The sequence below is a fragment of the Aliiglaciecola lipolytica genome (assembly GCF_018860635.1).
GTDB classification, from domain to species: Bacteria; Pseudomonadota; Gammaproteobacteria; order Enterobacterales; family Alteromonadaceae; genus Aliiglaciecola; species Aliiglaciecola lipolytica_A.
Genome location: NZ_JAHKPT010000004.1, coordinates 316,801 through 339,777, shown reverse-complemented (window position 1 = coordinate 339,777; position 22,977 = coordinate 316,801). Strand labels below are relative to the sequence as shown.

Genomic DNA, 22,977 nt, shown 5'->3' with positions numbered 1-22,977 from the left:
ATAGTATTAGCTGCCTCGGTAACTACTGAAACCGTACGGCGATATCAATAAAGGGACATGATAATGGCCGCCGTCTTCAGGTAAATTAAAGCTGACATCAACGAATGGGTAGAAACTCTCACCGTGTTTTTCGATTAAATAGGTTTCTACATAAAAGCGCAATTGATATTGACCAGCAATAAAATTAACGTCGCTCCATTGATTACAACGTCCATCATTATCCGTTTGAGCGTCAATAATTTTGCCATCAGGAGTCGTGAGTTGTAGGGCTAAATCTGGCACAGGTTTTCCCGCTGCCGTATCAAGTACGTGACTAGATAAGCTATTCATAGATTTCTTCTCTGTTTAGGCGGTTAAGCCTTTTTTGATTCTTAATAGTGCAATTTTTAGCTGTTGCTCTGCTGCTAACCCAATTTCAGTTTTACGATCGTTATGAATGCGCTTCTGAATCGCAGCTAACATGTTCTCAGCGCTTTGTCCGGTGGCACAAATAATGAAAATAAACTGATTTTTTTCAAGGTACTGCTGATTTAAGCGGTGAAGTTCCTGTAACACTTTTGGATCTGCGCCTATGGCACTGGCTTGTTCTTGTTCCGCTAAAGCGGAAGTATTAGCAAACTTAGCTTCTAAGGTTGCAATATCTCCGATCATTGGATGGGCTTTAAAGGCTTCTAAATAGTCTTCCTCAGTGAGTGAAGGCCATTTATGACTAGCGACCTCGTTAATTTGTTCAATTGATGTGAAAGGTCGAGACTGCACCATGAATGTAGACCAAACAGAGGATTCACAGCAACTTTTAAACCATGTGTAAGCTTCGTGGTCTGGTAATTTATTGAGTTCATCTAAGGTCATAATAATTTCGCTATTTCTTTGGTTTGTAACCAAGCAGCTTGGCTATTTTGCGATTCATTTGATTCATGTTTATTGAGTAAGCCAATGAGTTGACCGGCAATAGAGACGGCAACTTCAATAGGGCGTTTACCTGGAATATCAGTAATACCAACAGGACAGACTAATTTTTCTAGCATTGGGGCGCTAATCCCATGATTAGCTAAGCGTGTTCGAAAACGTTTGGCTTTTGTTGCAGAACCAATCAAACCTAAATATTCGACACTATCGATATTTAAAGCTTTGTGGACCAGTTCAAAATCCAATTGGTGATCATGGGTCATAACCAATACGTAATTGACTGGGTATTCATCCAAAGCGTCGGTGCAATCTTCTGCAATTAAGGCGCTTACATTGGTGGGTAACTGAAGTTCTGATTTATCTACTTCATCAAACATCTCTTGGCGTGAATCAACCCAGACAATATTCAAAGGAAGTTGCGATATTATCGGCACTAGCGCCTGAGCGACGTGACCTGCGCCGAAAAGCATTAACTGATTAACGTGCTGGCAGAATACTTCAAATAATACATGAGTCGCACCGCCACAGCATTGGGCTAATTTAGCACCTAAAGGAAAATACTCTACATGTTGACTTTGGCTTTTTAGGGTGAGTAATTCGCGAGCTTTTTTAATCGATAAATGTTCAAGTTGACCACCGCCAATGGTGTCAAAAATCCGATCTTCGGTTACCACCATTTTGGTACCTTGCGCTCGAGGCGTTGATCCTACAGACCCCATTACGGTCAACACAACATAAGCTTTTGCGTTATTTTGGCAGTGCATTACACCATCAAACCACTGGTTCTTCATCATGCTGGAGTGTCCATCGAAGTACGGATGTTTTGACAAGCTTTTAGAATTTTCTCAGGGGTGGCCGGGGTATTTAATTGTGGATCTAATGCATAGTTAGAAACACTGGAAATTGCATCCTTAATTGCACACCAAACGGATATCGCCAACATCAAAGGTGGTTCGCCCACCGCTTTAGAGTTGTATATGGTATTTTCAGTGTTGGCGTGGGGATAAAGTTCGACATTAAATTCCCTAGGGGTATCACCAATTGCTGGAATCTTATAAGTTGCGGGATTATTACTAATTAGTTTACCGGTTTTATCCCACAATAATTCTTCGCTGGTCAACCAACCCATGCCTTGTATAAATCCTCCTTCAATTTGGCCAATGTCGATGGCTGGATTGAGGCTGTTACCGACATCATGGAGAATATCCACACGTTCTACTCGCATTTCACCGGTTAGGGTATCAATTAGCACTTCGCTACACGAGGCGCCGTAAGCAAAATAGAAAAAAGGACGCCCTTTGCCTGTTTCCCGATCGTAATGAATTTTTGGGGTTTGGTAGAAGCCGGTAGTTGAAAGTGATATGCGCTCAAAATAGGCTGCTTGGATCAATTCGGCAAAGGGGATTTTAAAATCCTGAATACAAACATGCTGATCGACAAACTCTACATCATTGACGCTTACAGATTGTTGGTTTGTATTTTGTTGTTGCGCCGATTCTCTTGCGAATAGCGCGAGCATTAATGGCGCTAAACGTTGTTTAATTTCAATACACGCATTTTGCGCGGCTTTACCATTCATATCTGTACCACTAGATGCAGCGGTGGGAGAGGTATTGGGCACTTTATCGGTGCGTGTTGCTGTTACCTCTATTTTCTCAATTGGCAAGCCAAACTCGTTCGCTACCACTTGCGCCACTTTAGTATGTAACCCTTGACCCATTTCGGTGCCGCCATGGTTTACTTGAATACTACCGTCAGTGTAAACATGCAGCAGCGCACCCGCTTGATTAAGGTGTTTAGCGGTAAATGAAATACCAAATTTTACCGGAGTTAATGCCAAACCTTTTTTAATAATAGGGCTGGATTGATTGAATTCTTGGATTTGTTTTCTGCGATTCCAATAATCACTGCTGTGTTCCAATTTTTCGAGCAAATCAGGCAGAACATTTTGCCCGATTGGCATTCCATAATGGGTTTCATTTACCCCAACGTTTTGGTACAAGTTGCGTTTTCTAGCAGTGAGCGGGTCTATTTTTCTATGCCGAGCAATCTTATCTAGCATGTCTTCAGCAACTATCATTCCTTGGGGGCCACCAAATCCTCTGAAAGCGGTATGAGATACTTTATTGGTTCTGCATCTATGTCCAACCACTTCGGTTTGACCGAGGTAGTAGCCGTTGTCAACGTGAAACATTGCACGGTCAACTATTGCATCAGATAAATCAGGGGAGTGTCCGCAATCACCATTAATTTCAAATTCACTGGATTGAATGAGTCCGTTTTGATCAATGTTCACTTTATATTTGTTAGTAAATGGGTGACGTTTCCCTGTCACCTGCATATCCTGCATTCTCGGTAGGCGTATTTTTACTGGCACTGATTGACGATGGGCCAAAATCGCGGCTATGCATGCCCATTGTGCTGCTTGTGTCTCTTTACCACCAAATCCGCCACCCATGCGACGCATATCAACGGTGACTTTGTTGATTGATACATCTAGCACTTCAGCAACCAATTTTTGCACTTCGCTTGGATGTTGACTAGATGTATAGATCATCATTCGATCTTCTTCTTGGGGAATAGCAACTGAAACTTGACCTTCGAGGTATAAATGTTCTTGGCCACCTACCTTTAAACAGGATTCAATTTGCTCAATATTGTTGTTCTTAATTTGAGATGGGAGGGTCTGTTGCATTTTGTGCGCAGGACGCACAAATTCCTGTTTTTGATGAGCTTCTTCAGTGCTCAAGGTTGCCGATGATGGGCTATATTCAATCTCGGCGTTTAGAACAGCTTGTCTAGCTAATCGAGTAGATGTGGCTAAAACTGCGAAAATAGCCTGACCATTAAACGAAATTTGATCGCTGGTGAGTATGGGATCGCCTTTAAATACAGGCCCAATGTCTGCGTGCCCTGGAACATCCTCAACTGTAATTACATCGACTACGCCAGGGCTAGCCCAGACTTTTGATAAGTCCAGTTTTTGAATCTGCCCACAAGCGATCTTGCTGGTTCCGATAGCAGCGAATAAGGTATTGGCTGGTAAATTTTTATCATCAACATAAATAGCTTTACCTGTTACGTGACGATTAGCACTATCATGTTTACTGGATGTTCCAATCTTGCCACTAGGTGTTTTGTCGATTGCCAGATCAATTAATTTACGCATGATTTACCACCCGTGTTTCAATTATATTATTTTGTTGGGTGTTCTCTAACCAGAATCGATGCCATAAATTCACCACTAAATCAGTGCGATATTGGGCCGAAGCGCGCACATCGTCCATTGGTTTAAATGCATTTTGCAAAAGCTGCTTACCCAATTCTAGGGTTTCAGAGGCGTTCCATGTTGCGCCTTGCATTGCTTGTTCAAATTCGTTCGCAGTTACAGGAGTCGCAGCAACACCTCCAAATCCGGTACTTATATTTTCAATTTTATTGTCTTTTATAACAACATGAAAAACGGCGCAAACAGCGGAAATGTCATCCTCTATGCGTTTTGAAACCTTGTAGGCTTTTAAAACTGCGTTTGTTTGCAACAGGGGAAGGTGAACAGAATCAATCCATTCCCCGTTTTGCATCGCTGTTTTACGATAATCTAGAAAAAACGATCTGGCGGGCACTTGTCTGGTGGCATTGCCATTGTCTAACAATATTTGCGCATTTAATGCCAACAGAACCGGCGGCATATCACCAATGGGAGAGGCGTTAGCTACATTTCCACCAAGGGTTGCTTGATTACGAATAGGCACAGAAGCAAATCGCCACAATAATTCATCTAAGCTTGGGAAGTGACTCAGTAGTGTGGGTTCGATTTGGTTAAATGGTAGTGCTGCCCCAATCTGTAAATGGGTGTCTGTGACTGTTAATTTGTTTAGTTCTGGAACAGATTTAAGGTCAATCAAACAGTCCAAATTGTTTAATTGTTGGGTCACCTCTAATGCCAGATCAGTGCTGCCTGCAACATAACGAGCTTCAGGGTAGGTTTTGACCAGCTCCGCTAATGCTTGTCGTGTAGTCGGTACATATAGCCCATCTAATCCCGCATTCTGATTTTTGATGGCCTTTAAACTTTCTATTGTTTGCTGTTCAACCTGATCAAATTTGTCGGCGGTTTTAGATTGGCAACTATTTAGCGCTGCATCGATAATAGGGCGGTATCCTGTGCAACGGCATAGGTTGCCCGATAATGCCAACTCCACATTGTGTCGGCTGTTTGGCTTGTCTTGATGATATAAAGCAAAAAGCGACATCACAAAACCAGGTGTGCAAAAACCACATTGAGAGCCATGCTGTTCTACCATTGCCGATTGCACCGGGTGCAATTGCTTGCCATCAGACAAATGTTCTACAGTGATAAGTTGTTTACCCTGCAAAGCACTGGTAAAAGTAACGCAGCTATTGATTGACTTGTATTCAATACCATCTTGTTGCTCATTCAATTGCGCTAATACTACAGTACAAGCACCGCAATCACCTGAAGCACATCCTTCTTTAGTACCACACAACCCTTGATGTTCACGAAGGTAGTCTAAAACCGTTAAATCTGTTTCCACTGAGTCAATATCAGTCTTCACATTGTTAAGTAAAAATTGAACCATAGTTTTTCCCGACTACCGATTGGTTATCCATTATCTTATATATCAATGTTCTAGATTATTTGAACAAACTAATATTGCGAATTTTTGTTTTGCTTGATTACCTTTATACATATAATATAAAACCTGACCAGCTGGTCAACTTATATTGAATGTAATTGATGATTTTATTTAAAATAGTTTGCATGGCGACTTAGAAATGCCAAGAACTAATGATACATTGTCAAAAGGAAGATAGATGCATGCCTTAAAAGGCTTCAACCTTCAATAACAGAAATAATGGACCATGACTGATAATAAAATCAATAAAGAAGGCCGAATAGGCGCAGCAAACAAACAATTAATATTAAATGCAGCAGAACATGAGTTCGCAAAACATGGATTTAAAGGCACTCGCATTCAGCAAGTTGCTGATAGAGCGCAATTACCTAAAACCAATGTTCTTTATTATTTTAAGAGTAAAGAAAACCTATATCTTGCAGTTTTACAGCAAATCTTAGAATTATGGAACTCGGTTTTTGATGAAGCTACTAAAGATGATGATCCAGCGGAAGTGTTAGCCAGATACATAAAAGATAAAATGGAATTTTCATTAGTTAGACCAGAAGCTTCTCGGATATTCGCATTAGAGATCATCAACGGTGCTCCAAATCTTTACGGTTTTTACAAAGACCAACATGCAGCTTGGATGAAGGGGAGAGTTGAAGTTATTAAGCATTGGATGGATGAAGGTAAAATTCAAGTTTCCAATGCCCATTATTTGCTTTACCACATCTGGGCGTGTTGTCAGCACTATGCAGATTTTGCAGTACAAATTACTCACCTTGAGGGTAAAGAAATGGATAGAGCGGAATTTGAAAATGCGACTAAGTCGATTATAAGTTTAATTTTGAAGGGTTGTAGTTTAGACATACCTGAGCAATATCGATAAGAAGGAATAGAAATATGCAATCCTATCCTCGTGATCTCAAAGGGTACGGGCAATTCCCACCAAAGCCTAAATGGCCTAATAAAGCTAAAATTGCCATTCAGTTTGTGTTGAATTACGAAGAAGGTGGTGAAAACTGCGTATTACATGGAGATGAATTCTCAGAAATATTCCTGTCTGAAATCATAGGTGCCAAAGCCTATGCAGATAGACACCAAAGCATGGAAACCTTATATGAATATGGTAGTCGAGCCGGTTTTTGGCGGATTTATCGTTTACTCAACGAGTTGAATGTCCCGGTAACCGTTTTTGGTGTCACCATGGCGTTGCAGCGAAATCCAGAAGCTGTAGAGGCGATGTTAGCGTCGAATTGGGAAATTGCTAGTCATGCCATGCGTTGGATTGACTATCAAAATATGCCAATTGAAAAGGAGCGTAAGTTGATTGATGCGTCAATCCATTTACACGAGAAAATAACCGGCACTAACCCTAGCGGCTGGTATACCGGCAGAACCAGTCCGAACACCCTTAAGTTAATCGCAGAACGAGATGATATTGTTTACTGTGCAGACAGCTACGCCGATGATTTGCCTTATTACGACCATCACTATAGTAAACCGCTTTTGATTGTTCCTTATACCCTTGATACCAATGACATGCGTTTTGCTACACCCCAAGGGTTTAATAATGGCGAGATGTTCTATCAATATTTAAAAGACGCATTTGATACTTTATATTTGGAAGGGGAGCATAGCCCTAAAATGTTGTCGATTGGTTTGCATTGTCGAATTATAGGTCGTCCTGCAAGAATAGCAGCGCTGCGTCGTTTTATTGAATATGTGCAGAGCTTTGAAGATGTGTGGATGTGTACCAGAGAGCAAATAGCCCAGCATTGGCTAACTCACTTTCCCGTGGAACAATCAAAGCGATAATAAAGAGCAGATATGAACAACTTAATTCAACTATTACCAAAAACGGAATTGCATCTTCATATCGAAGGTACTTTAGAGCCTGATTTATTACTTGAGCTGAGTAAAAAACACAAGCTTAAATTACCTTATCAAAGCATCGACGAAATTCATAAGGCGTACAATTTTGAAGATCTACAAAGCTTTTTAGATCTGTATTATTTAGGCGCATCTGTGTTGGTTGACGAAGATGATTTTTATCAGTTGATGTGGCGTTATTTGCTGAAGTGCAAAGAACAAAATATTGTTCACACTGAAATGATGTTCGATCCTCAAACCCATACGCAAAGAGGGATTGCTTTCGAAACGTTTATGTCTGGGTTTATTCGCGCCATTGAGGATGCGAAGCAACAATGGGGTCAATCTAGTTTGTTGATAATGTCATTTTTACGGCATTTAAGTGAGCAAGAAGCCATCGATACTTTACAATCCGCTATTCCTTATTTTGAACATATCGATGCAGTAGGATTGGATAGTTCAGAATTAGGTAATCCACCTGAAAAATTTGCGCAGGTATTCGAACAAGCCAGAACCCTTGGTTTGCCGTGTGTCGCCCATGCCGGAGAAGAAGGACCGGCGGATTATATTTGGCAAGCCCTCAATTTACTGAAAGTAGATAGAATCGATCACGGCGTTAGAAGCAGTGATGATCCTAAATTGATACAAACACTGGCAGAGTTGCAAATGCCGTTAACTGTGTGTCCTTTATCAAACACTAAACTTTGCGTGTTCGATGATATGTCAGAGCACAATATTCTCGAGCTATTAGAAAAAGATATTCTAGTCACTGTGAATTCAGATGATCCTAGTTATTTTGGTGGCTACTTAAATGAGAACTACCTAGCGTTACACCAGGCGCTCAATTTAAACCAAGAACAACTTATAACCTTAGTTAAAAACGGCTTCACAGGAAGTTTCCTTTCAGCGCAAGAAAAACAGCAATGGGTGCAGGAAATAGACAAACTAATCCAAACCCGAATTTAACATCACTACCGCTAAACTAGTGTTGGCGAGTTAAGCGTTTAATCAGTGTTTTATGCTGTGGAAAATCTTTTATCAATGTTTGTCTTTCGGCTAATTGCATATCTTCATACTCAAATCCAGGAGCTACGGCCTCACCAATCAATCCATATCCGTTTTCACCTGTTACCGAAATGGTTGAGGCTTTCCACACACCGCCTTTTACAACAAACTGGTACTCATGTCCGGCAAGTACGTCAGGACCCAACACTTTCGTTTCTAAACTCCCATCAGGGTGTATAAGATAATAAGTGATTGGATCACCGGCATGAAAATAATGCATGATGTCTGACGTATTGCGATGAAAGTGCCCTATGGGACTATCCGCAGTGAGTAGGTAATATATTGACGTCATCGTCACCCTAGAGCCCTTTGGCGTGTTGACTAGAGGTTGACTGTCTGCTTTAAATGTTTGTTTGAAGTAGCCACCTTCGACATGTGGTTCCAGAGCTAATTTTTCGACTAATTGTTTAATTGTTGGATTTTGCTTATGTTCTGCCATATTGACTTGCTGATGACTTTGTTGTGCATAAGCACCTAAGGATAACGCTAAAAAACTTGCAGTGAGATAATATATGGGTAACTTCATTAATATGCTTTGAGTCGGTTTAATTAGGTTACTTACTATATCAAGGAGTTTAAGAATGACGCAATTGGCTAAAACACCTTCACCGCCATATTATGCGGTTATTTTTACGTCGTTGCGCACTGAGGTTGACGAGGATTATGCTGCCACGTCAATCAAAATGCTTGGGTTAGCGCAGCAAATTGATGGTTATTTAGGGGTGGAATCAGCGAGGGAAGAATTAGGCATTACGGTATCCTATTGGCGTGATCTAAAATCTATTCAAAATTGGAAGAAGCAACAAGACCATCTGGCAGCCCAGGCATTGGGAAAACAAAAATGGTACCGATCGTATTCAGTAAGAATAGCTAAAGTAGAGAGAGATTATGAATTCTGAGCAGAGTCAAACAAATAGGGCGCTTATTAACCCAGAACAATTGCAGTTGTTATTAAACACTGAAACGGTACAAATGCTGTTTACTGATGTTGCCTTTCCGGTGAATTACGTTAGTAAACAAAGTGAAAAGTGTTATATACCTGACTCCAAACTATTCGATTTTGATTCCGTTTTTGTAGATAAAGACAGTGGTTTACCTCATTCACTACCCCCGCCGACATACTTTGCACAGCAGATGTCTAAACTTGGTATTAGTAATAATGCTACTTTGGTTATTTATGATGACCAAGGCAGCTTTAGTGCACCAAGGGCATGGTGGATGTTAAAAATTATGGGGCATAAACGAGTATTTGTTTTGGATGGAGGACTTCAAGCTTGGATTGATGCCGGTTTCAAAGTGCAACCAACACTCCTTCAAAATCCGCAAAAAACCAATTACCAAGTAAAATTCAACTCTGATTTGTTGGTGAATAAACAACACATTATGGACAACTTGAATAACCCTGATTTCACGGTTGTTGATGCTCGAAGTCCTGCTAGATTCAATGGTACAGAGGCTGAACCTAGGAAAGGAGTAAGAAGTGGGCATATACCACATTCACATAATTTGCATTATGCCCAACTACTTAATGACGGTAAGTTCATTGACACAGCGAGTATTAGGCGACTTTTTAAACCTTTTACTAATGCTGCAAATGTCCAGCTTCACTTTTCCTGTGGTTCAGGTGTCACCGCTTGTATACTCGCCCTAGCGGCTTACCAAATAGGCATAGAAAACTGGAGTGTCTATGATGGGTCTTGGAGCGAGTGGGGGGCTGATCCACTTTGTCCCATCGAATAAATATCGAAATTAATGGTGAAATTAGTTTGCTCTAGGCTACAAGCTCGCTACTTTCACCATATTGCTTTGCTAATTGGTCAACATATGACTTTAGCACTAATAAAGTATCATTAACGTCTTCGAAGTTAACTGATTCTGCAGGGTTATGGCTAATCCCTTTCGCGCATCTCACAAATAACATACCAGTAGGACACAGTTCGGCCATTGCCATGGCATCGTGACCAGCTCCCGAACTCAACACAAAGGGTTTTATTCTGTTCATTGCGCAGGCTGATTCAAGCTGCGACATGATGTCTGGGTGGCAGAGTGTCGCATCGGCTTCATGGGTCAGATGTTCGGTTACAGTAAGGCCCCTTATTTGCGCTATATACTCAACTTTTTGTTTGATCTGTTCGATGCATAGGTCACGTTTGCTATTATCTAAACTTCGTACATCTAAGCTAATATCCACTTTACCACTAATTACGTTAACGGCATTTGTTAGCGATTGAATCTGTCCTACAGTGGCAACAACTTCATGCTCAATTGCGGCTTGTTCTATTGCCAAAATCATTTCAGCAGCACCTGCAATCGCGTCTTGACGTAAGGCCATAGGCACGGTTCCCGCATGACCTGCGTGCCCCTCTATCTCTATTTTGTAACGTTTTGCGCCAGCAATTCCGCTGACAATTCCCACCGGTAGATTTTGACTTTCAAGTACAGGGCCTTGCTCAATATGCACTTCAACAAAACCCAACAAATTACTTTGCGCTCTGCTCGCATTGTGAATATTGTTAATATTCAGCCCAAAATCTCTCAGTGCGGTGGCTACGGTTAATCCGTCTTTGTCCAGTAAACTGGCCCATCTATCTTGCCAAGTACCAGCCACAGCTCTGCTGCCTAATAAAGTCGTACCGAAACGGGTGCCTTCTTCATCGGCAAAGCCAACAATTTCTAAGTTAAAGGGTAACGTAATGGAATTATCAGCAAACCATTGCACCAATCCTAATGGTAAAAGTACACCAAGGATGCCATCGTATTTACCACTGTTAGGTACAGTGTCTAAATGACTACCTATTATTAACGTTTCGGCATCAGGGTAAGGGCTTTTATAGCATCCCCATTGATTGCCGGCCTCATCTTGCCATGTTTGCATGTTGGCCTGTTCCATCCAACTTGCTACTAATTGATTTGCGAGTTTATGTTCATTCGTCAAATAGCGACGATCTATGTATTCAGGACTTTGACTAATCAAAGCCAATTCGTCACATCGTTTGAGGACAGTTTGAACATAGGAAGTAAACATCTTTAGTTCTCCTCATTAGTGTAAACATCAAACGCCATATCAGTGGCTAGTCCAGACTGCAATTGATGACCAGCACGCCTTAAGGTGTTTTCAAGTGCTTGTAAAGTATGTAAAACCGTGTCTTTTCTGGCGTTATAACCCATGGTTCCAATGCGCCAAATTTTGCCGTGTAACGGGCCGAATGAAGTACCTATCTCAATGTTATATTGGTGTAGAAGTTGTTCACGAATTTGCTCGCCATTCACATTGTCTGGAATATAAACTCCCACAACATTGTTCATTTTATGAGTTAAATCGCCAAAGGGTTTTAAGTTCAAACCTTTAACACCGGCGAGCATAGCGTCACCATGTAATTTGTGTCGCTTAATACTGTTTTCTATGCCTTCGTCCAATAATTGGAGAGCGCACTCTCTGGCTGCGTATAACATTGATGTCGCTTCAGTATGATGATTAAGGCGTTCTTCTCCCCAATAATCCAAAATCATCGGAATATCGAAATAGTTAGAACGAATACGTAAACCTAATCCATCAGCATGTTGTTCGTTTCGAATTCCTGCTTCAACGTGTTGTCTGCGTCTAACCCTTTGCACGTATTTTTCACTTAAGGTTATAGGTGCACTGCCCGACGGGCCGCCAAGACATTTTTGTAACCCGACTGAAACGGCATCTAATTTCCATTCATCAGTTTTAAACGGATTACCACCAATAGATGCTGTGGCATCGCTGTAAAATAACACGTCATACTTTTCACAAATTTCACCAATATTTTCTAATGGCTGAAGCATGGTTGTAGAGGTGTCACCTTGAACTAAAGCCAAGACTTTAGGGCGTATCTTTTTGATTTCTTGTTCAATTTGTTCGGGCTTGAAAACTTCCCCCCAAGGAGCTTCAATAATATGAACCTTTGCACCTGCACGTTCACTAATTTCAGCTAATAAATGCCCAAAACGTCCAAATACGGGTACTAAAACATCGTCGCCGGGTTCAATGCATGAAACCAAAACAGCTTCTATACCCGCTCTGGATGTCCCGTCGATTAACAATGTCGCTTCATTGTCGGTGTTAAAAACACCACGGTATAACGACATAACTTCGTTCATATAGCCTGTCATAACGGGATCGTATTGACCTACCAACTGGGTCGACATGGCATTCAGTACTCGTGGATAACAATTTATTGGACCAGGCCCCATTAAAAGGCGCGGTGGAGGACTAAGTAAAGACATGATTCTCCTTAAAGTAGAACTTGAGCAAGCATTCGACCGCCCGTAATTAATAGTGCAACAGCAAACACTCTTTTCAGTAAATTGCCATCAAGTTTAGCGCCAAGTGATGCGCCCACTGGAGCAAAAAGTACGGTAAGAGGAACGATGCAAACAAAGCCGACTAAATTGACTAATCCATAGGTAAAAATAGGGGCATCTACCGGTGTTTGACCAAAAATCAACATAGTTAGCGCACCTGGCAACGAGATTAATAATCCAATCGCTGCTGCCGTTCCTACCGCTTTGTGTGCCGGATAATTAAAACTGGTTAAAATTGGCACGGATAGGGTTCCGCCACCGATACCAACCATGGAGCTCAGCATGCCAATGATACTGGCAATTAGGCTTTGGCCCGCTCGGTTAGGAAGTTGGTTAAAAATTGGAGGTTTGGATGCTCTAAATAGCATGTTTAACGCCGCAAGGGTGGCAATAATCGCAAACATCAGCGTTAACCAATAACCATTTACAATGGTCACCAAGAAGCTACCGACTAGGACACCTAGTAACACAAACATCCACCAAAATTTTAATAATTCGAAATCAACATTGCCTTTTTTGCGATGGGAGCGAATCGAACTAACGGATGTAGGTACAATAGTGGCCAATGACGTCGCAGTGGCAATTAACATGGCAGAGCTGGGATCAACACCAAAATGTTGAAACAAGAAATACAGCACTGGCACTATCACGATTCCGCCACCGACACCCAGTAAACCCGCTAATATACCTGCGAACACACCAGTCGCCATCAACGCCAGTATAGTAGGGTAATTTTCGATTATTAAATCCATGTACTTTTACTTCTCTTGTTTAGTAAGGAAATGCTTTACCGTCGCTACGTGGATCGGTAGCTGCGCTCACTTTGCCATCAGGATTATGCACAATCATCCCAGCATGCCCCATCATTTCATTGTTTGGAGGTACTATTGCTATATCATGGCCCTTCGCCTGCAAAGATTCGATCACTAAGGGATCAAGGTCTTCCTCAATTTTCAAATTGTGTGATTGATCCCCCCAAGTTCGACCTAGTAGCCAACGAGGGGATTCAATTGCTTTATCCATGGGCAAGTTTTGAAAAACATGACGACTAAAAATCGCAGCTTGTGTTTGCGGTTGACCTTCGCCACCCATAGTGCCGTAGCTAATTCGTCGACCATCATGTAATTCTGCAAATGCAGGGTTAAGGGTATGAAATGGTTTTAAACCAGGTTTTAAATATTGGTTCGAATTAACATCTAAGCTAAATGATGTACCTCGGTTGTTCCAAACAATCCCTGTAGAATCGGAAACAACGCCACTTCCAAATTCCCAGTATAAACTTTGAATGTAGCTCACCATTCTGCCAGAGCTATCACATGCACCCATCCAAACCGTGTCACCTAGTTTGGCTTCGTTTGGCCAATCTAAGGCTTTAGTTGCGCTGATTTTGGTTGCTAATTCATCAATAATAGATTGTTCAAGCATGTCCGATAATGGGCGTTCTAATCGGCTCTCATCAGTCACAAATTGATTGCGTATTAGGAATGCCTGTTTGGTGCATTCCACTAATAGATGCGGATATTCGTGTTCTCCAGCGGCCAAATGTTTAACCTTGTCAAACAAAGCTAAAATTAATAAAGAGGCTACGCCCTGTGTGGGTGCGCCAAGGTTGTAGAGTTTACCAAGGGAAACATCAACACTAAGTGGGGTAACTAACTTTGCTTGATAGTCAATGAAGTCTTGTTCACGAAGTGGTGACCCTGAGGCCGTTAAATCAGCTGCTAATTTTTGGCCAATTTCTCCACGGTAAAAATCGTCCAAACCTCTTTCAGCTAGTTGAGAAAGGGTTTTTGCCAATTTGGGTAATTTTACTATTTTTCCCTTTTTAAGGGCTTTTCCTTTAATTAAAAATTGCTCAAAAGGCGGGCTTTGATGCAAATCATCAAAGGTCTTAAAACTTGCATCCGTTAAACTTTGAGTAACTTCTAAGCCCCATTCAGCTTGTCCAATTGCGGTGGATAATAGTTCTTCTAAAGGTTTATTAGCTTGCCATTGTTGGCTAATTTCAAGCGCTTTTTGCCAACCCGAAACCGCACCAGCCATTGTCAATGCAGCCTTTCCACCTCTCGATGGTATTTCGCTAAGATCTTGGTAGAACTCTGAAGTCGCAAGGGCCGCAGCACATCCGCTGGCGTCAATGCCGATTGGCGCTTTACCAGGTTCGCTAATTAACCAAAATCCGTCTCCGCCTAAACCGTTCATATGTGGGTAAACTACTGCTATAGATGCTGCAGCTGCAACCATGGCTTCAATGGCTGTACCACCAGTGTCTAAAATATGTTGACCGGCCTGAGCTGCTGCATAATGCGGAGCAGTAAACCCTGTTGTGGTCGATGTATGTTCCAGATTTTGTATTTTATGTTTCATTCAGCAGTTTCCATAAGCTTCTGACCTAAACTTAGCAATGCTAAGTCGCTATTTTTAGGACCTAAAATCGACAAACCATAGGCTGTATTATCATTTTTAAATAACGGCATATGTAATTGTGGACAACCCGTTAAACCGGCTATACAGGTGAATTGCATTAGCTTTTTTCGATATTCTGCAATTTCTGATGCGGAGGTATCTAATCTTGGCGCAGGACCCGGTGTAGTGGGTAGTATTAAATACCGGTCTTGTTTTAACAGTGAAGAAATGTCTGTTTGCAATTTTTGCTGTTGCTGAATTGCCGACAATTCATCTTCTTTTGTTAACGTTTCACACCATTCAAAGCGTTGTTGAATATCTTCGGCAAACTTGGGTCGTGAGTTTATTATCCAATCACCATGAGTTTGCCAGATTTCTCTTCCTTGTAAAACTCTAAATGCGTTAGAGGCTTGTTCTACAGTTTCCGCGGATATCTCTTTGTCTTTTACCCAGCAACCATTAAATTTGCTTTCAAGCCAATTAAAAATTTCTTGCCTTTGCTGACTAAGTCCCACAAGTTCACTGAGTACAACCGGCGTATTAAGAGATTTACTGTTTTCTTGTTGATCTGGTATCAGACATTTAGCGATAGCTAACGCATCTTGAATCGTATTGGTTATAAAACCAGCGGTATCGAAAGAGGGGGCGAGCGGCACAACCCCTTTTAATGATATTACTCCGTGGGTAGGTCTAAAGCCGACTAAATTATTATAACTCGCTGGTACACGAATAGATCCACCGGTATCTGTGCCTAAACCAATTCGGGCTAGATTACGCCCAACAGCAACAACAGAGCCACTTGATGAACCACCACTAATACGTTCTTCGTCCAAGCAATTAACCAGTTCAGGATAATGTATATTCTGACCGTTAAGACTGTAAGCTAATTCGTCAGTGATAGTTTTACCCACAAATTCGGCACCGGCTTCTAATAAACAGGCGACAGTCTCCGACGTTTGCGTTGGAACCGGATGTGTAGCTGCCCAATCTGGGTTGCCGGCGGTTGTGACAATGCCGTCAATATCAAACAAATCTTTAACCGCCAAAGTCCAACCTTTTAAGGGCTGTGATTTCGAACGATGACTAGTTTTGTTTATATCTAAGTTAACGGGCAGTACAAATGGCGAGTGAAATGAAGACTTCATGAAACCAAACTTAATTAAACATAGGCTTATGAAACAACTGTTTCACCCATTAGTCAAGAGAAACAGTTGATTAAATGGTGGTTTTTACTCTAATTCGTCTAATTGTTTGAATAAATTGGAAATTGCATCAATACGATTTTGTTCAGCGTACCTATCGGAATTGAGAATTTGATTGCATATAACTGAAATTACACTCATAGGAGCAGAGTAGCTGTCTAAGGGTAATTCTTGTCCTAGTTGACATATAAATAATTGGTTTACCTTTTCTTTGTATATTTGTGCCGAGGGGTCGGCCATTAATACAAGTTGTTTTTTAGGGATAAGATCTATCAATTTTTCAACAATTTTGGGGCGTCGACGAAAGGCAATAATAATGACTAATTCGTCGTTAGAGATATCTTCAATTTCTTCACCAAGGGTTTGACCAGGTAGGGGTAAAAGCCTTACTTTTCCTCGTACTTGCAGAAGCTGTTGGCGAAAATGCATCGCCACTGGGTAGCTATTTCTAAAGCCAATTAAGGTTATTCTAGAAGCAAGTGTTATAGACTCTACTAGTTGAGTAATATCTTCAGGTTTTACATTATCCCAAGTTTGTCTTATTCGATCTAATTCTTGAGTGATATAATCGTTGTTCTTATGCACCGTGCCTAACGGCATACCAGCATTACGAGCTTGGCGCATTTGATCTTTTACTTGTTGAAGGTTGTCATAACCTAACTGCCGAAAGAAACGACTTACGGTTGCTTTAGAGGTGAGGGTGATTTGGGCTATTTCAGCTACAGATAAATTTAAAACATCAGTTGGGTTTTGTTGCAGATAATTAGCAATTTTACGCCCATTTGGTGACAGCTGCTGGTAAGATTGAGAGATAAGCGCTACAAATTTTGATTTTGGCAAACCATTTTCCAAGATAATGAGTTAATCCAGATCTAGTGTAACCAAAAGCGCGTCATCTACAAAGTTTAAACGCTTCAAAATCAAGGAATATAGTACAAATCATGTTTAAAGGGTTTACAAAATCATCCAAGGTGGTGGTGTTAACTGGCGCTGGCATTTCCGCCGAGTCAGGTTTGAAAACGTTTAGAGATAATGATGGTTTATGGGAAAAGCACCGTGTTGAAGATGTTGCAACTCCTGAAGCATTTGAACGTAATCCCGACTTGGTCTATCGTTTTTACAATCAGCGCAGAGCGCAATTACAGTCGCCAGAAATCGCCCCTAATAAAGGTCATTTAGCATTGGCTGAATTAGAGGAGTATTTAGCAGACAACTTTCTTTTAATTACCCAGAATGTTGATAATTTGCATGAAAGAGCAGGCTCAAAACGACTTTTACATATGCACGGCGACTTATTAAGTTACCGCTGTTTAGGAAGTCAAAAAGTAACAGAAACTTTTGATTCTTACGATCAAAATAGTCAATGTGATTGTTGCCATCAACCGAATATGGTTCGACCGAATATTGTGTGGTTTGGTGAAATGCCAATGTATATGGACGAAATATCTGAAGCATTAGCAAAAGCCGATCTTTTTATATCTGTAGGGACTTCCGGAAACGTGTATCCTGCTGCTGGGTTTGTTCAACAGGCGAGTCTTTATGGTGCCCATTGTGTTGAGCTAAATTTAGAACCAAGTAACGGTTTTAGTGCGTTTTCAGAGAGTCACTATGGACCTGCTACAGAAGTTATTCCTGATTATATAGAGTCGCTAATAAAGCCATGATTTTTCCTGATTTATCCCCATATTGGTTAGAGTTCGCTGCTATTGCTAGCTTACATTTTTTTGCGGTTGCCAGTCCTGGCCCTGATTTTGCTGTGGTTTTAAAACAAAGTATAAGTAGTGGAAGGCGCTCTGCTATGTATACCAGTGTGGGTGTCGGCGCGGGAATTTTGATCCATGTTGCTTACTCTTTATTGGGCATTGGTATCTTAATTAAAACCACACCATGGCTATTTCAAGTATTTGCCTATTTGGCGGCAGCTTACTTGCTGTATTTGGGCTGGGGGGCTGTCCGCAGTGTGCCAAATAGATTAGAAAATGATGTATCATTACAAGCACAACCAATTGAGAAACAGGTTACTTCTGATAAAAAGTCTTTCTTAATTGGCTTTATGACAAATGGATTAAACCCTAAAGCTACTTTGTTTTTTCTAACCGTATTTGCAGTTGCTGTAGCCCCACAAACTCCAATGCTAATAAAATTTAGCTACGGCATTTATTTAGCTTTTGCGACGGGCATATGGTTTTGTTTTTTGTCGTACATAATGAGTGGCTCTAAAATTCGCTCTTCATTACTGAAAAATGGTTATATTTTTGATCGAATCATGGGCGTTATTCTAATTGTATTAGCCATTAACCTCCTTTTGTCCACTTAATTTAACGAATGAAATATTGATGTTTAAACTCATACAAAAAAACTATTCAGAACTTATTAAACAGAACTTAAATGGTGAATATAACTTTAACTTGAAGAATATATTGGCCAAGGGATTTAAAAATACTACTGGTAGTATTTTAATTTTCTTGCAAATGTTACTGGTGGTTTTTGGTCTAAGTTTGTTAATTGCAACGGCATTTTTCAAATTTAATGATATACAGACCATGGAACAAGTAACTCAAAGTCATCTGATGACATTGGATTTAATTATTCAAATGGTTTTAGCGCCTGTCACTGCAGCATTGATGTTACAAGGAGCTCGGTCTCATCTGAAGCGAGTGGGTTCTGTTAAGTTTTTATTCTCAACCATTCCACAAGCAATCCCTATATGTTTGGTAACCGCATTTATAATCATAATAACTAAAGCTGGGATGACGTTATTTATCTTGCCTGGTTTATATTTAATGATCGCTACGAGTTTTGCAGTATTATTGGTAGCAGATAAAAAGTTCACACCAATAGATGCATTATTACTTTCTATTAAGATGGTAAACCGTTATTTATTCCCGTTCACTATTTTATATGTCGTATTTTTATTGTTGTTGCTACTTTCGATAGTTTCTTTTGGGATTGGTTTGCTACTGTTTTTACCCTATTACTATAATATTAATGGTTTATTGTATTGTGAACTTTTTGGTTACGGTAACAGTACAGACAATAACAATTTAAACGATGAGACCCAACAACAAGGGTCTGATGGAGATACTACATTTGATGCATAACGTTGACTTTCCAGGCCCTAGACGGATTCTCTATTTGGGAATAATCTGGGTGTTTGGCGCTGTAGTGTTAAGTTACCCATTTTTATTTCCACCAAAGGAGTTAGATCCTTTTGATGAGCAAAATATCGCTCCTTATGTAGAACAAAAAATGCCTAACTTCGCTAAGATACAATCAATTACGGAACGGAAAAAAGCATTTTTCGACTATTTGTTACCTGCAATTCATCATCACAATAAAGTGATTATTCAAAAACGGGATTTTCTGAATGAAATAAAAAACGCAATTGAACAACAATTGCCTTTTAGTTATTTGCAGCAAAAGAGACTCGATTCACTAGTGAAAGAATATCGCGTTGACCCTGACGACGATTTGAATTCAATCGTGGACCGATTAATGCGTCGAATAGACATTATTCCTGTTGAGTTGGTGCTTATGCAAGCAGCGAACGAGTCAGCTTGGGGAACCTCTCGATTTGCTCAAAAAGGTTATAATTTTTTTGGACTTTGGTGTTTCCGAAAAGGGTGCGGTTTTGTACCAAAACGGCGAAATGAAGATGCCGCTCATGAGGTGGCTAAGTTTAAAAGTTTGGATCACGCAGTGAGTACCTATTTCCGCAATTTAAATCGACATGATGCGTATAAAGAGTTAAGGGCGATTCGTCTATCTTTGCGTGAAAACGACAAACAAATTACAGCAGAAAAGCTAGCCAAAGGGTTGAAAAGTTACTCCCAGCGGGGTGATGAATATATCGAAGAGTTAATCAATATGATACGTTTCAATAGGAAGTTTTTACCAGTATGAAAATCTTAAGTTTTACCTTAGTGTTGTTTAGTTTTTGTGGTTTGGCTTTTGCTGATACACTTTCAGTTGAATACTCAAGTTTTTACAGTCACCTTAAAAAAATCGATAATGAAGAAACACCTGCATTGCAATTTGCATTTGGTTTTAAAAACGTCAGAAATGGCGATTTATGTGAAATTAAAACCGCTAATATAGTCACTCAAAAAGTCACACTACCTGTTACAGTAACGCCTGAAAACCGGTTTTTGTTACCCACCGAAAAAGCATTAAGCCAAGCTAAAGCAATTGTCGAATTTGAACTATTAGAAAATAATAATCAATGTGACATGTCAGTTCAGTTGGAAACTAAACCTTCTTATTTAAAACAGCAATATACACATCAAGAGTTACAAGATTTGTATCAGCAATACACAGTGTTTTTTGATGATATGGGCAGCTTTTTGTCGTTCCTAATGCCGTCAGTTACCGGCTTGCAGTTTTATTTCGATAATGTTGACAGAGACTCTATTCCTGCCGAAATTTATCTCGATGAACATCATGCAGTAATTACCGGAGACTGGCTAGAGCAGGGCAATCAGATCCAGTTTTCTGAAGCCCCATATCGCGTGACAGCAATAACCAAATAACGATATCCGTAGAGTGAATTAGTCGAGACGCAATTGATATTTAATCTGCGCAGCAACACGGTTGACGCTTTGACGCCCCTCTTCAATTAACTCAGCCGCGCGATGAAACTCCATAATGCCAAAGTCGCGTAACTGGGGTTCAATTAGTATATCGGGGGGATCGCCAGCTAATCGCGAGCGGGTGACTCTTGCCTGAAGGATATCTAACGAACTGGACATGACACCTAACATACTAGGGGTATTGTCAGTTAATTTAACATTTGATGATTTTTGCGTCGCCGTTACTTGCTCCGGCGTTTCTACCTGAGTTTCTGAGGTGGTTATTTGCTCTTCACTATTGGCGTCAAAGTCAGAATCCAGTGCCATGTTTTCTAGATCTTCTAAAGATTCAAGCTCATCATCGTCCATATCATTGTCTTTTTTGAACTTGCCACTGAAAAGACGCTGCATAAACGACTGACTTTTATTAAAAAAATCATTGGTTCGTTTTTGATTATTTTCATGTTCCATTTGATATTGAGCTTGAACTTCAGGCCTAAAATCTGCACTTAGATTAACCGCAAAAACAAAGTCAGCACCTAGTTGCCGACAAAGATTTACCGGCACTGGGTTGACCACAGCACCATCCACTAGCCAACGGCCTTTGTGCGCAATGGGTGGAAACAGGGCAGGTATTGCACAGGATGCTCTAACCGCATCCGCAATAGGACCTTGAGTAAATGAAACCTCTTTACCACTATATAAATCGGTCGCCACAACACCTAAGGGTTTGGATAAGTGTTCAAAGTCTCGTTCGCAAAAATTGTCTTCAAGGGCTTTAAACACTTTAATTCCGCTAGCCAGTCCACCTTTACGAAATCCAACCCCTAACAGTCCTAAAACTTGCCACTCAGTTAGAGAGCTTGCCCATTCTGCGAGTGGATCCAGTTTATTGCTTGCATACGCGGCTCCTACATAGGCACCAATGGAACAACCAGCGACCACGTCAACCTTGATGCCTAGTTCTTCTAACGCCTGTATTATACCGATATGCGCCCAACCTCGAGCAGCGCCGCTTCCTAGTGCTAATCCAATTTTCATTTACTATAATGATCCTTAACTAATATTGATTATTTTGACAGTGTCATCAGCACTTGTTGAAGGTGTAGAAAAATCTTCTTGATCAAATCCAATATCACCGTTAACAAACGGTGTTTGTTGCGTCTCTAAGGTTTTAAAGTCGAAAAGTTCACTATCGGCAAGATGCGAAGGCACGACATTCTGCATTGCCCTAAACATACTTTCAATCCTACCCGGAAAACGCTTGTTCCAGTCGACTAGCATGTTTTTAATAACTTTGCGTTGTAGGTTCTCTTGCGAGCCACATAAATTACAAGGAATAATCGGGAACTCAATTAAATCAGAATATTGGGTAATTTCTTTTTCAGCACAGTAGGCTAGGGGACGAATGACCATTTGTTTGCCATCATCGCTGACTAACTTGGGAGGCATAGATTTTAAGCGTCCGCCATAAAACATGTTTAAGAATAGTGTTTCTAACATGTCGTCACGGTGGTGCCCCAACGCGATTTTAGTTGCGCCTAGTCGGGTTGCCGTCTTGTAAAGTATCCCTCTGCGTAATCTAGAGCATAGTGAACAAGTTGTTTTTCCCTCTGGAATTTTATCTTTTACAATCGAATAGGTGTCTTCCGTGACGATTTCAAATGGAACTTGCAATTCTTGTAAGTAGTTAGGCAGTATCTCAGCGGGGAAGCCTGGTTGTTTCTGATCTAAATTAACCGCAATAATTTCAAATTTAATTGGCGCAATCTTTTGCAGAAACATTAAAATATCAAGCATGGTGTAACTGTCTTTTCCGCCAGACAGGCAGACCATTACCTTATCGCCATCTTCGATCATATTAAAATCGGCAATTGCTTTGCCTACATTTCGTCTTAGGCGCTTTTGAAGTTTATTAAAACTGTATTTTTTACTCTCAGACAGAGACTCGACCTTACTCATCTTATTCCTAGAAAAACATTGCTA

24 protein-coding genes are annotated in these 22,977 nt (G+C 40.6%); 10 read left to right on the top strand and 14 right to left on the bottom strand.

All coding sequences use genetic code 11. The features are described from left to right. Positions 1–6: 6 nt before the first annotated feature. Genes uraH through xdhA form a run of 5 tightly spaced genes read right to left on the bottom strand, consistent with a single transcriptional unit; the run spans position 7 to position 5,510 of the window. The gene (gene uraH / locus KO530_RS01760; RefSeq protein WP_216046663.1) at positions 7–330 is read right to left on the bottom strand and encodes a hydroxyisourate hydrolase; all 324 of its coding nucleotides are present in this window, start codon (positions 328–330) and stop codon (positions 7–9) included. Between the two features lie 15 nt (positions 331–345). After that, a complete protein-coding gene (gene uraD, locus KO530_RS01755; protein ID WP_216046662.1) occupies positions 346–852 on the bottom strand; it encodes a 2-oxo-4-hydroxy-4-carboxy-5-ureidoimidazoline decarboxylase in 507 nt (168 codons plus the stop codon). Continuing rightward, a complete protein-coding gene (gene xdhC, locus KO530_RS01750) occupies positions 849–1,703 on the bottom strand; it encodes a xanthine dehydrogenase accessory protein XdhC (RefSeq protein ID WP_216046661.1) in 855 nt (284 codons plus the stop codon). The genes uraD and xdhC overlap by 4 nt, the downstream gene beginning before the upstream one ends. Beyond that, on the bottom strand, positions 1,700–4,078 hold the full coding sequence (gene xdhB / locus KO530_RS01745) for a xanthine dehydrogenase molybdopterin binding subunit (protein ID WP_216046660.1): 2,379 nt from the start codon (positions 4,076–4,078) through the stop codon (positions 1,700–1,702). The genes xdhC and xdhB overlap by 4 nt, the downstream gene beginning before the upstream one ends. After that, complete coding sequence (xdhA, locus tag KO530_RS01740) at positions 4,071–5,510, bottom strand: xanthine dehydrogenase small subunit (protein WP_216046659.1); 1,440 nt, start codon at positions 5,508–5,510, stop codon at positions 4,071–4,073. Before xdhA ends, xdhB begins: the two co-directional genes overlap by 8 nt. Positions 5,511–5,793: 283 nt before the next feature. Between xdhA and KO530_RS01735 the strand changes: the two genes are divergently transcribed. From KO530_RS01735 to KO530_RS01725, 3 genes are read left to right on the top strand one after another with little or no spacing between them, the layout of a single operon-like run. Then, positions 5,794–6,438, top strand: a complete 645-nt coding sequence (locus KO530_RS01735) for a TetR family transcriptional regulator C-terminal domain-containing protein (RefSeq protein WP_216046658.1) — start codon at positions 5,794–5,796, stop codon at positions 6,436–6,438. A gap of 14 nt (positions 6,439–6,452) precedes the next feature. Continuing rightward, the gene (gene puuE / locus KO530_RS01730; protein ID WP_216046657.1) at positions 6,453–7,367 is read left to right on the top strand and encodes an allantoinase PuuE; all 915 of its coding nucleotides are present in this window, start codon (positions 6,453–6,455) and stop codon (positions 7,365–7,367) included. A 12-nt stretch (positions 7,368–7,379) separates the two neighbouring features. After that, on the top strand, positions 7,380–8,387 hold the full coding sequence (locus KO530_RS01725) for an adenosine deaminase (protein ID WP_216046656.1): 1,008 nt from the start codon (positions 7,380–7,382) through the stop codon (positions 8,385–8,387). Positions 8,388–8,403: 16 nt separating this feature from the next. On the opposite strand, the gene KO530_RS01720 is transcribed toward KO530_RS01725, so the two are convergent. Then, positions 8,404–9,012, bottom strand: coding sequence for a cupin domain-containing protein (locus KO530_RS01720; protein WP_216046655.1), 609 nt, complete (start codon positions 9,010–9,012; stop codon positions 8,404–8,406). 55 nt (positions 9,013–9,067) lie between these two features. On the opposite strand from KO530_RS01720, the gene KO530_RS01715 reads away from it, so the two are divergent. Beyond that, positions 9,068–9,385 (top strand): antibiotic biosynthesis monooxygenase family protein, encoded by a 318-nt coding sequence (locus tag KO530_RS01715; protein ID WP_216046654.1) that lies wholly within the window; start codon positions 9,068–9,070, stop codon positions 9,383–9,385. After that, positions 9,375–10,226, top strand: coding sequence for a sulfurtransferase (locus KO530_RS01710; RefSeq protein ID WP_216046653.1), 852 nt, complete (start codon positions 9,375–9,377; stop codon positions 10,224–10,226). Before KO530_RS01715 ends, KO530_RS01710 begins: the two co-directional genes overlap by 11 nt. Before the next feature lie 31 nt (positions 10,227–10,257). Here the strand turns inward: KO530_RS01710 and KO530_RS01705 are convergent, their stop codons facing one another. The 6 genes from KO530_RS01705 to KO530_RS01680 form a co-directional block, all read right to left on the bottom strand. Continuing rightward, positions 10,258–11,511, bottom strand: a complete 1,254-nt coding sequence (locus KO530_RS01705; RefSeq protein WP_216046652.1) for an allantoate amidohydrolase — start codon at positions 11,509–11,511, stop codon at positions 10,258–10,260. A gap of 2 nt (positions 11,512–11,513) precedes the next feature. Further along, positions 11,514–12,737, bottom strand: coding sequence for a pyridoxal-phosphate-dependent aminotransferase family protein (locus KO530_RS01700; RefSeq protein WP_216046651.1), 1,224 nt, complete (start codon positions 12,735–12,737; stop codon positions 11,514–11,516). 8 nt (positions 12,738–12,745) lie between these two features. Further along, a complete protein-coding gene (locus KO530_RS01695) occupies positions 12,746–13,567 on the bottom strand; it encodes a sulfite exporter TauE/SafE family protein (RefSeq protein ID WP_216046650.1) in 822 nt (273 codons plus the stop codon). Between the two features lie 19 nt (positions 13,568–13,586). Continuing rightward, on the bottom strand, positions 13,587–15,182 hold the full coding sequence (locus KO530_RS01690; protein ID WP_216046649.1) for a gamma-glutamyltransferase family protein: 1,596 nt from the start codon (positions 15,180–15,182) through the stop codon (positions 13,587–13,589). Then, positions 15,179–16,366, bottom strand: coding sequence for an amidase (locus tag KO530_RS01685; protein WP_216046648.1), 1,188 nt, complete (start codon positions 16,364–16,366; stop codon positions 15,179–15,181). Before KO530_RS01685 ends, KO530_RS01690 begins: the two co-directional genes overlap by 4 nt. 84 nt (positions 16,367–16,450) lie before the next feature. Next, positions 16,451–17,263: a MurR/RpiR family transcriptional regulator gene (locus KO530_RS01680; RefSeq protein ID WP_216046647.1), complete on the bottom strand. Its 813-nt coding sequence runs from the start codon at positions 17,261–17,263 to the stop codon at positions 16,451–16,453. Positions 17,264–17,364: 101 nt separating this feature from the next. On the opposite strand from KO530_RS01680, the gene cobB reads away from it, so the two are divergent. From cobB to KO530_RS01655, 5 genes are read left to right on the top strand one after another with little or no spacing between them, the layout of a single operon-like run. Next, complete coding sequence (cobB, locus tag KO530_RS01675; protein WP_216046646.1) at positions 17,365–18,087, top strand: Sir2 family NAD+-dependent deacetylase; 723 nt, start codon at positions 17,365–17,367, stop codon at positions 18,085–18,087. Then, positions 18,084–18,740 carry a LysE family translocator gene (locus tag KO530_RS01670; protein ID WP_216046645.1) on the top strand — a complete coding sequence of 219 codons (657 nt, stop codon included), beginning with the start codon at positions 18,084–18,086 and terminating at the stop codon, positions 18,738–18,740. The genes cobB and KO530_RS01670 overlap by 4 nt, the downstream gene beginning before the upstream one ends. A 19-nt stretch (positions 18,741–18,759) precedes the next feature. Further along, positions 18,760–19,524, top strand: a complete 765-nt coding sequence (locus KO530_RS01665; RefSeq protein ID WP_216046644.1) for a hypothetical protein — start codon at positions 18,760–18,762, stop codon at positions 19,522–19,524. After that, positions 19,517–20,326, top strand: coding sequence for a glucosaminidase domain-containing protein (locus tag KO530_RS01660; protein WP_216046760.1), 810 nt, complete (start codon positions 19,517–19,519; stop codon positions 20,324–20,326). Before KO530_RS01665 ends, KO530_RS01660 begins: the two co-directional genes overlap by 8 nt. Continuing rightward, a complete protein-coding gene (locus KO530_RS01655) occupies positions 20,323–20,952 on the top strand; it encodes a DUF2987 domain-containing protein (RefSeq protein WP_216046643.1) in 630 nt (209 codons plus the stop codon). Before KO530_RS01660 ends, KO530_RS01655 begins: the two co-directional genes overlap by 4 nt. An 18-nt stretch (positions 20,953–20,970) precedes the next feature. Here the strand turns inward: KO530_RS01655 and KO530_RS01650 are convergent, their stop codons facing one another. Both KO530_RS01650 and ttcA read right to left on the bottom strand, forming a co-directional pair. Then, positions 20,971–22,032, bottom strand: coding sequence for a patatin-like phospholipase family protein (locus KO530_RS01650; RefSeq protein WP_216046642.1), 1,062 nt, complete (start codon positions 22,030–22,032; stop codon positions 20,971–20,973). Between the two features lie 15 nt (positions 22,033–22,047). Next, positions 22,048–22,935, bottom strand: coding sequence for a tRNA 2-thiocytidine(32) synthetase TtcA (ttcA, locus tag KO530_RS01645; RefSeq protein ID WP_216046759.1), 888 nt, complete (start codon positions 22,933–22,935; stop codon positions 22,048–22,050). Positions 22,936–22,977: the final 42 nt, after the last annotated feature.

What these genes read in the sequence shown, in the direction of transcription:
- KO530_RS01705 (WP_216046652.1), bottom strand. Translation starts at nt 11,511, where the DNA reads ATGTTTACTTCCTATGTTCAAACTGTCCTCAAACGATGTGACGAATTG.
- xdhA (WP_216046659.1), bottom strand. Translation starts at nt 5,510, where the DNA reads ATGGTTCAATTTTTACTTAACAATGTGAAGACTGATATTGACTCAGTG.
- puuE (WP_216046657.1), top strand. Translation starts at nt 6,453, where the DNA reads ATGCAATCCTATCCTCGTGATCTCAAAGGGTACGGGCAATTCCCACCA.
- uraH (WP_216046663.1), bottom strand. Translation starts at nt 330, where the DNA reads ATGAATAGCTTATCTAGTCACGTACTTGATACGGCAGCGGGAAAACCT.
- KO530_RS01695 (WP_216046650.1), bottom strand. Translation starts at nt 13,567, where the DNA reads ATGGATTTAATAATCGAAAATTACCCTACTATACTGGCGTTGATGGCG.
- KO530_RS01725 (WP_216046656.1), top strand. Translation starts at nt 7,380, where the DNA reads ATGAACAACTTAATTCAACTATTACCAAAAACGGAATTGCATCTTCAT.
- KO530_RS01685 (WP_216046648.1), bottom strand. Translation starts at nt 16,366, where the DNA reads ATGAAGTCTTCATTTCACTCGCCATTTGTACTGCCCGTTAACTTAGAT.
- KO530_RS01690 (WP_216046649.1), bottom strand. Translation starts at nt 15,182, where the DNA reads ATGAAACATAAAATACAAAATCTGGAACATACATCGACCACAACAGGG.
- KO530_RS01720 (WP_216046655.1), bottom strand. Translation starts at nt 9,012, where the DNA reads ATGAAGTTACCCATATATTATCTCACTGCAAGTTTTTTAGCGTTATCC.
- KO530_RS01735 (WP_216046658.1), top strand. Translation starts at nt 5,794, where the DNA reads ATGACTGATAATAAAATCAATAAAGAAGGCCGAATAGGCGCAGCAAAC.
- xdhC (WP_216046661.1), bottom strand. Translation starts at nt 1,703, where the DNA reads ATGATGAAGAACCAGTGGTTTGATGGTGTAATGCACTGCCAAAATAAC.
- KO530_RS01670 (WP_216046645.1), top strand. Translation starts at nt 18,084, where the DNA reads ATGATTTTTCCTGATTTATCCCCATATTGGTTAGAGTTCGCTGCTATT.
- uraD (WP_216046662.1), bottom strand. Translation starts at nt 852, where the DNA reads ATGACCTTAGATGAACTCAATAAATTACCAGACCACGAAGCTTACACA.
- KO530_RS01710 (WP_216046653.1), top strand. Translation starts at nt 9,375, where the DNA reads ATGAATTCTGAGCAGAGTCAAACAAATAGGGCGCTTATTAACCCAGAA.
- KO530_RS01665 (WP_216046644.1), top strand. Translation starts at nt 18,760, where the DNA reads ATGTTTAAACTCATACAAAAAAACTATTCAGAACTTATTAAACAGAAC.
- xdhB (WP_216046660.1), bottom strand. Translation starts at nt 4,078, where the DNA reads ATGCGTAAATTAATTGATCTGGCAATCGACAAAACACCTAGTGGCAAG.
- KO530_RS01715 (WP_216046654.1), top strand. Translation starts at nt 9,068, where the DNA reads ATGACGCAATTGGCTAAAACACCTTCACCGCCATATTATGCGGTTATT.
- KO530_RS01700 (WP_216046651.1), bottom strand. Translation starts at nt 12,737, where the DNA reads ATGTCTTTACTTAGTCCTCCACCGCGCCTTTTAATGGGGCCTGGTCCA.
- KO530_RS01660 (WP_216046760.1), top strand. Translation starts at nt 19,517, where the DNA reads ATGCATAACGTTGACTTTCCAGGCCCTAGACGGATTCTCTATTTGGGA.
- cobB (WP_216046646.1), top strand. Translation starts at nt 17,365, where the DNA reads ATGTTTAAAGGGTTTACAAAATCATCCAAGGTGGTGGTGTTAACTGGC.
- KO530_RS01655 (WP_216046643.1), top strand. Translation starts at nt 20,323, where the DNA reads ATGAAAATCTTAAGTTTTACCTTAGTGTTGTTTAGTTTTTGTGGTTTG.
- KO530_RS01650 (WP_216046642.1), bottom strand. Translation starts at nt 22,032, where the DNA reads ATGAAAATTGGATTAGCACTAGGAAGCGGCGCTGCTCGAGGTTGGGCG.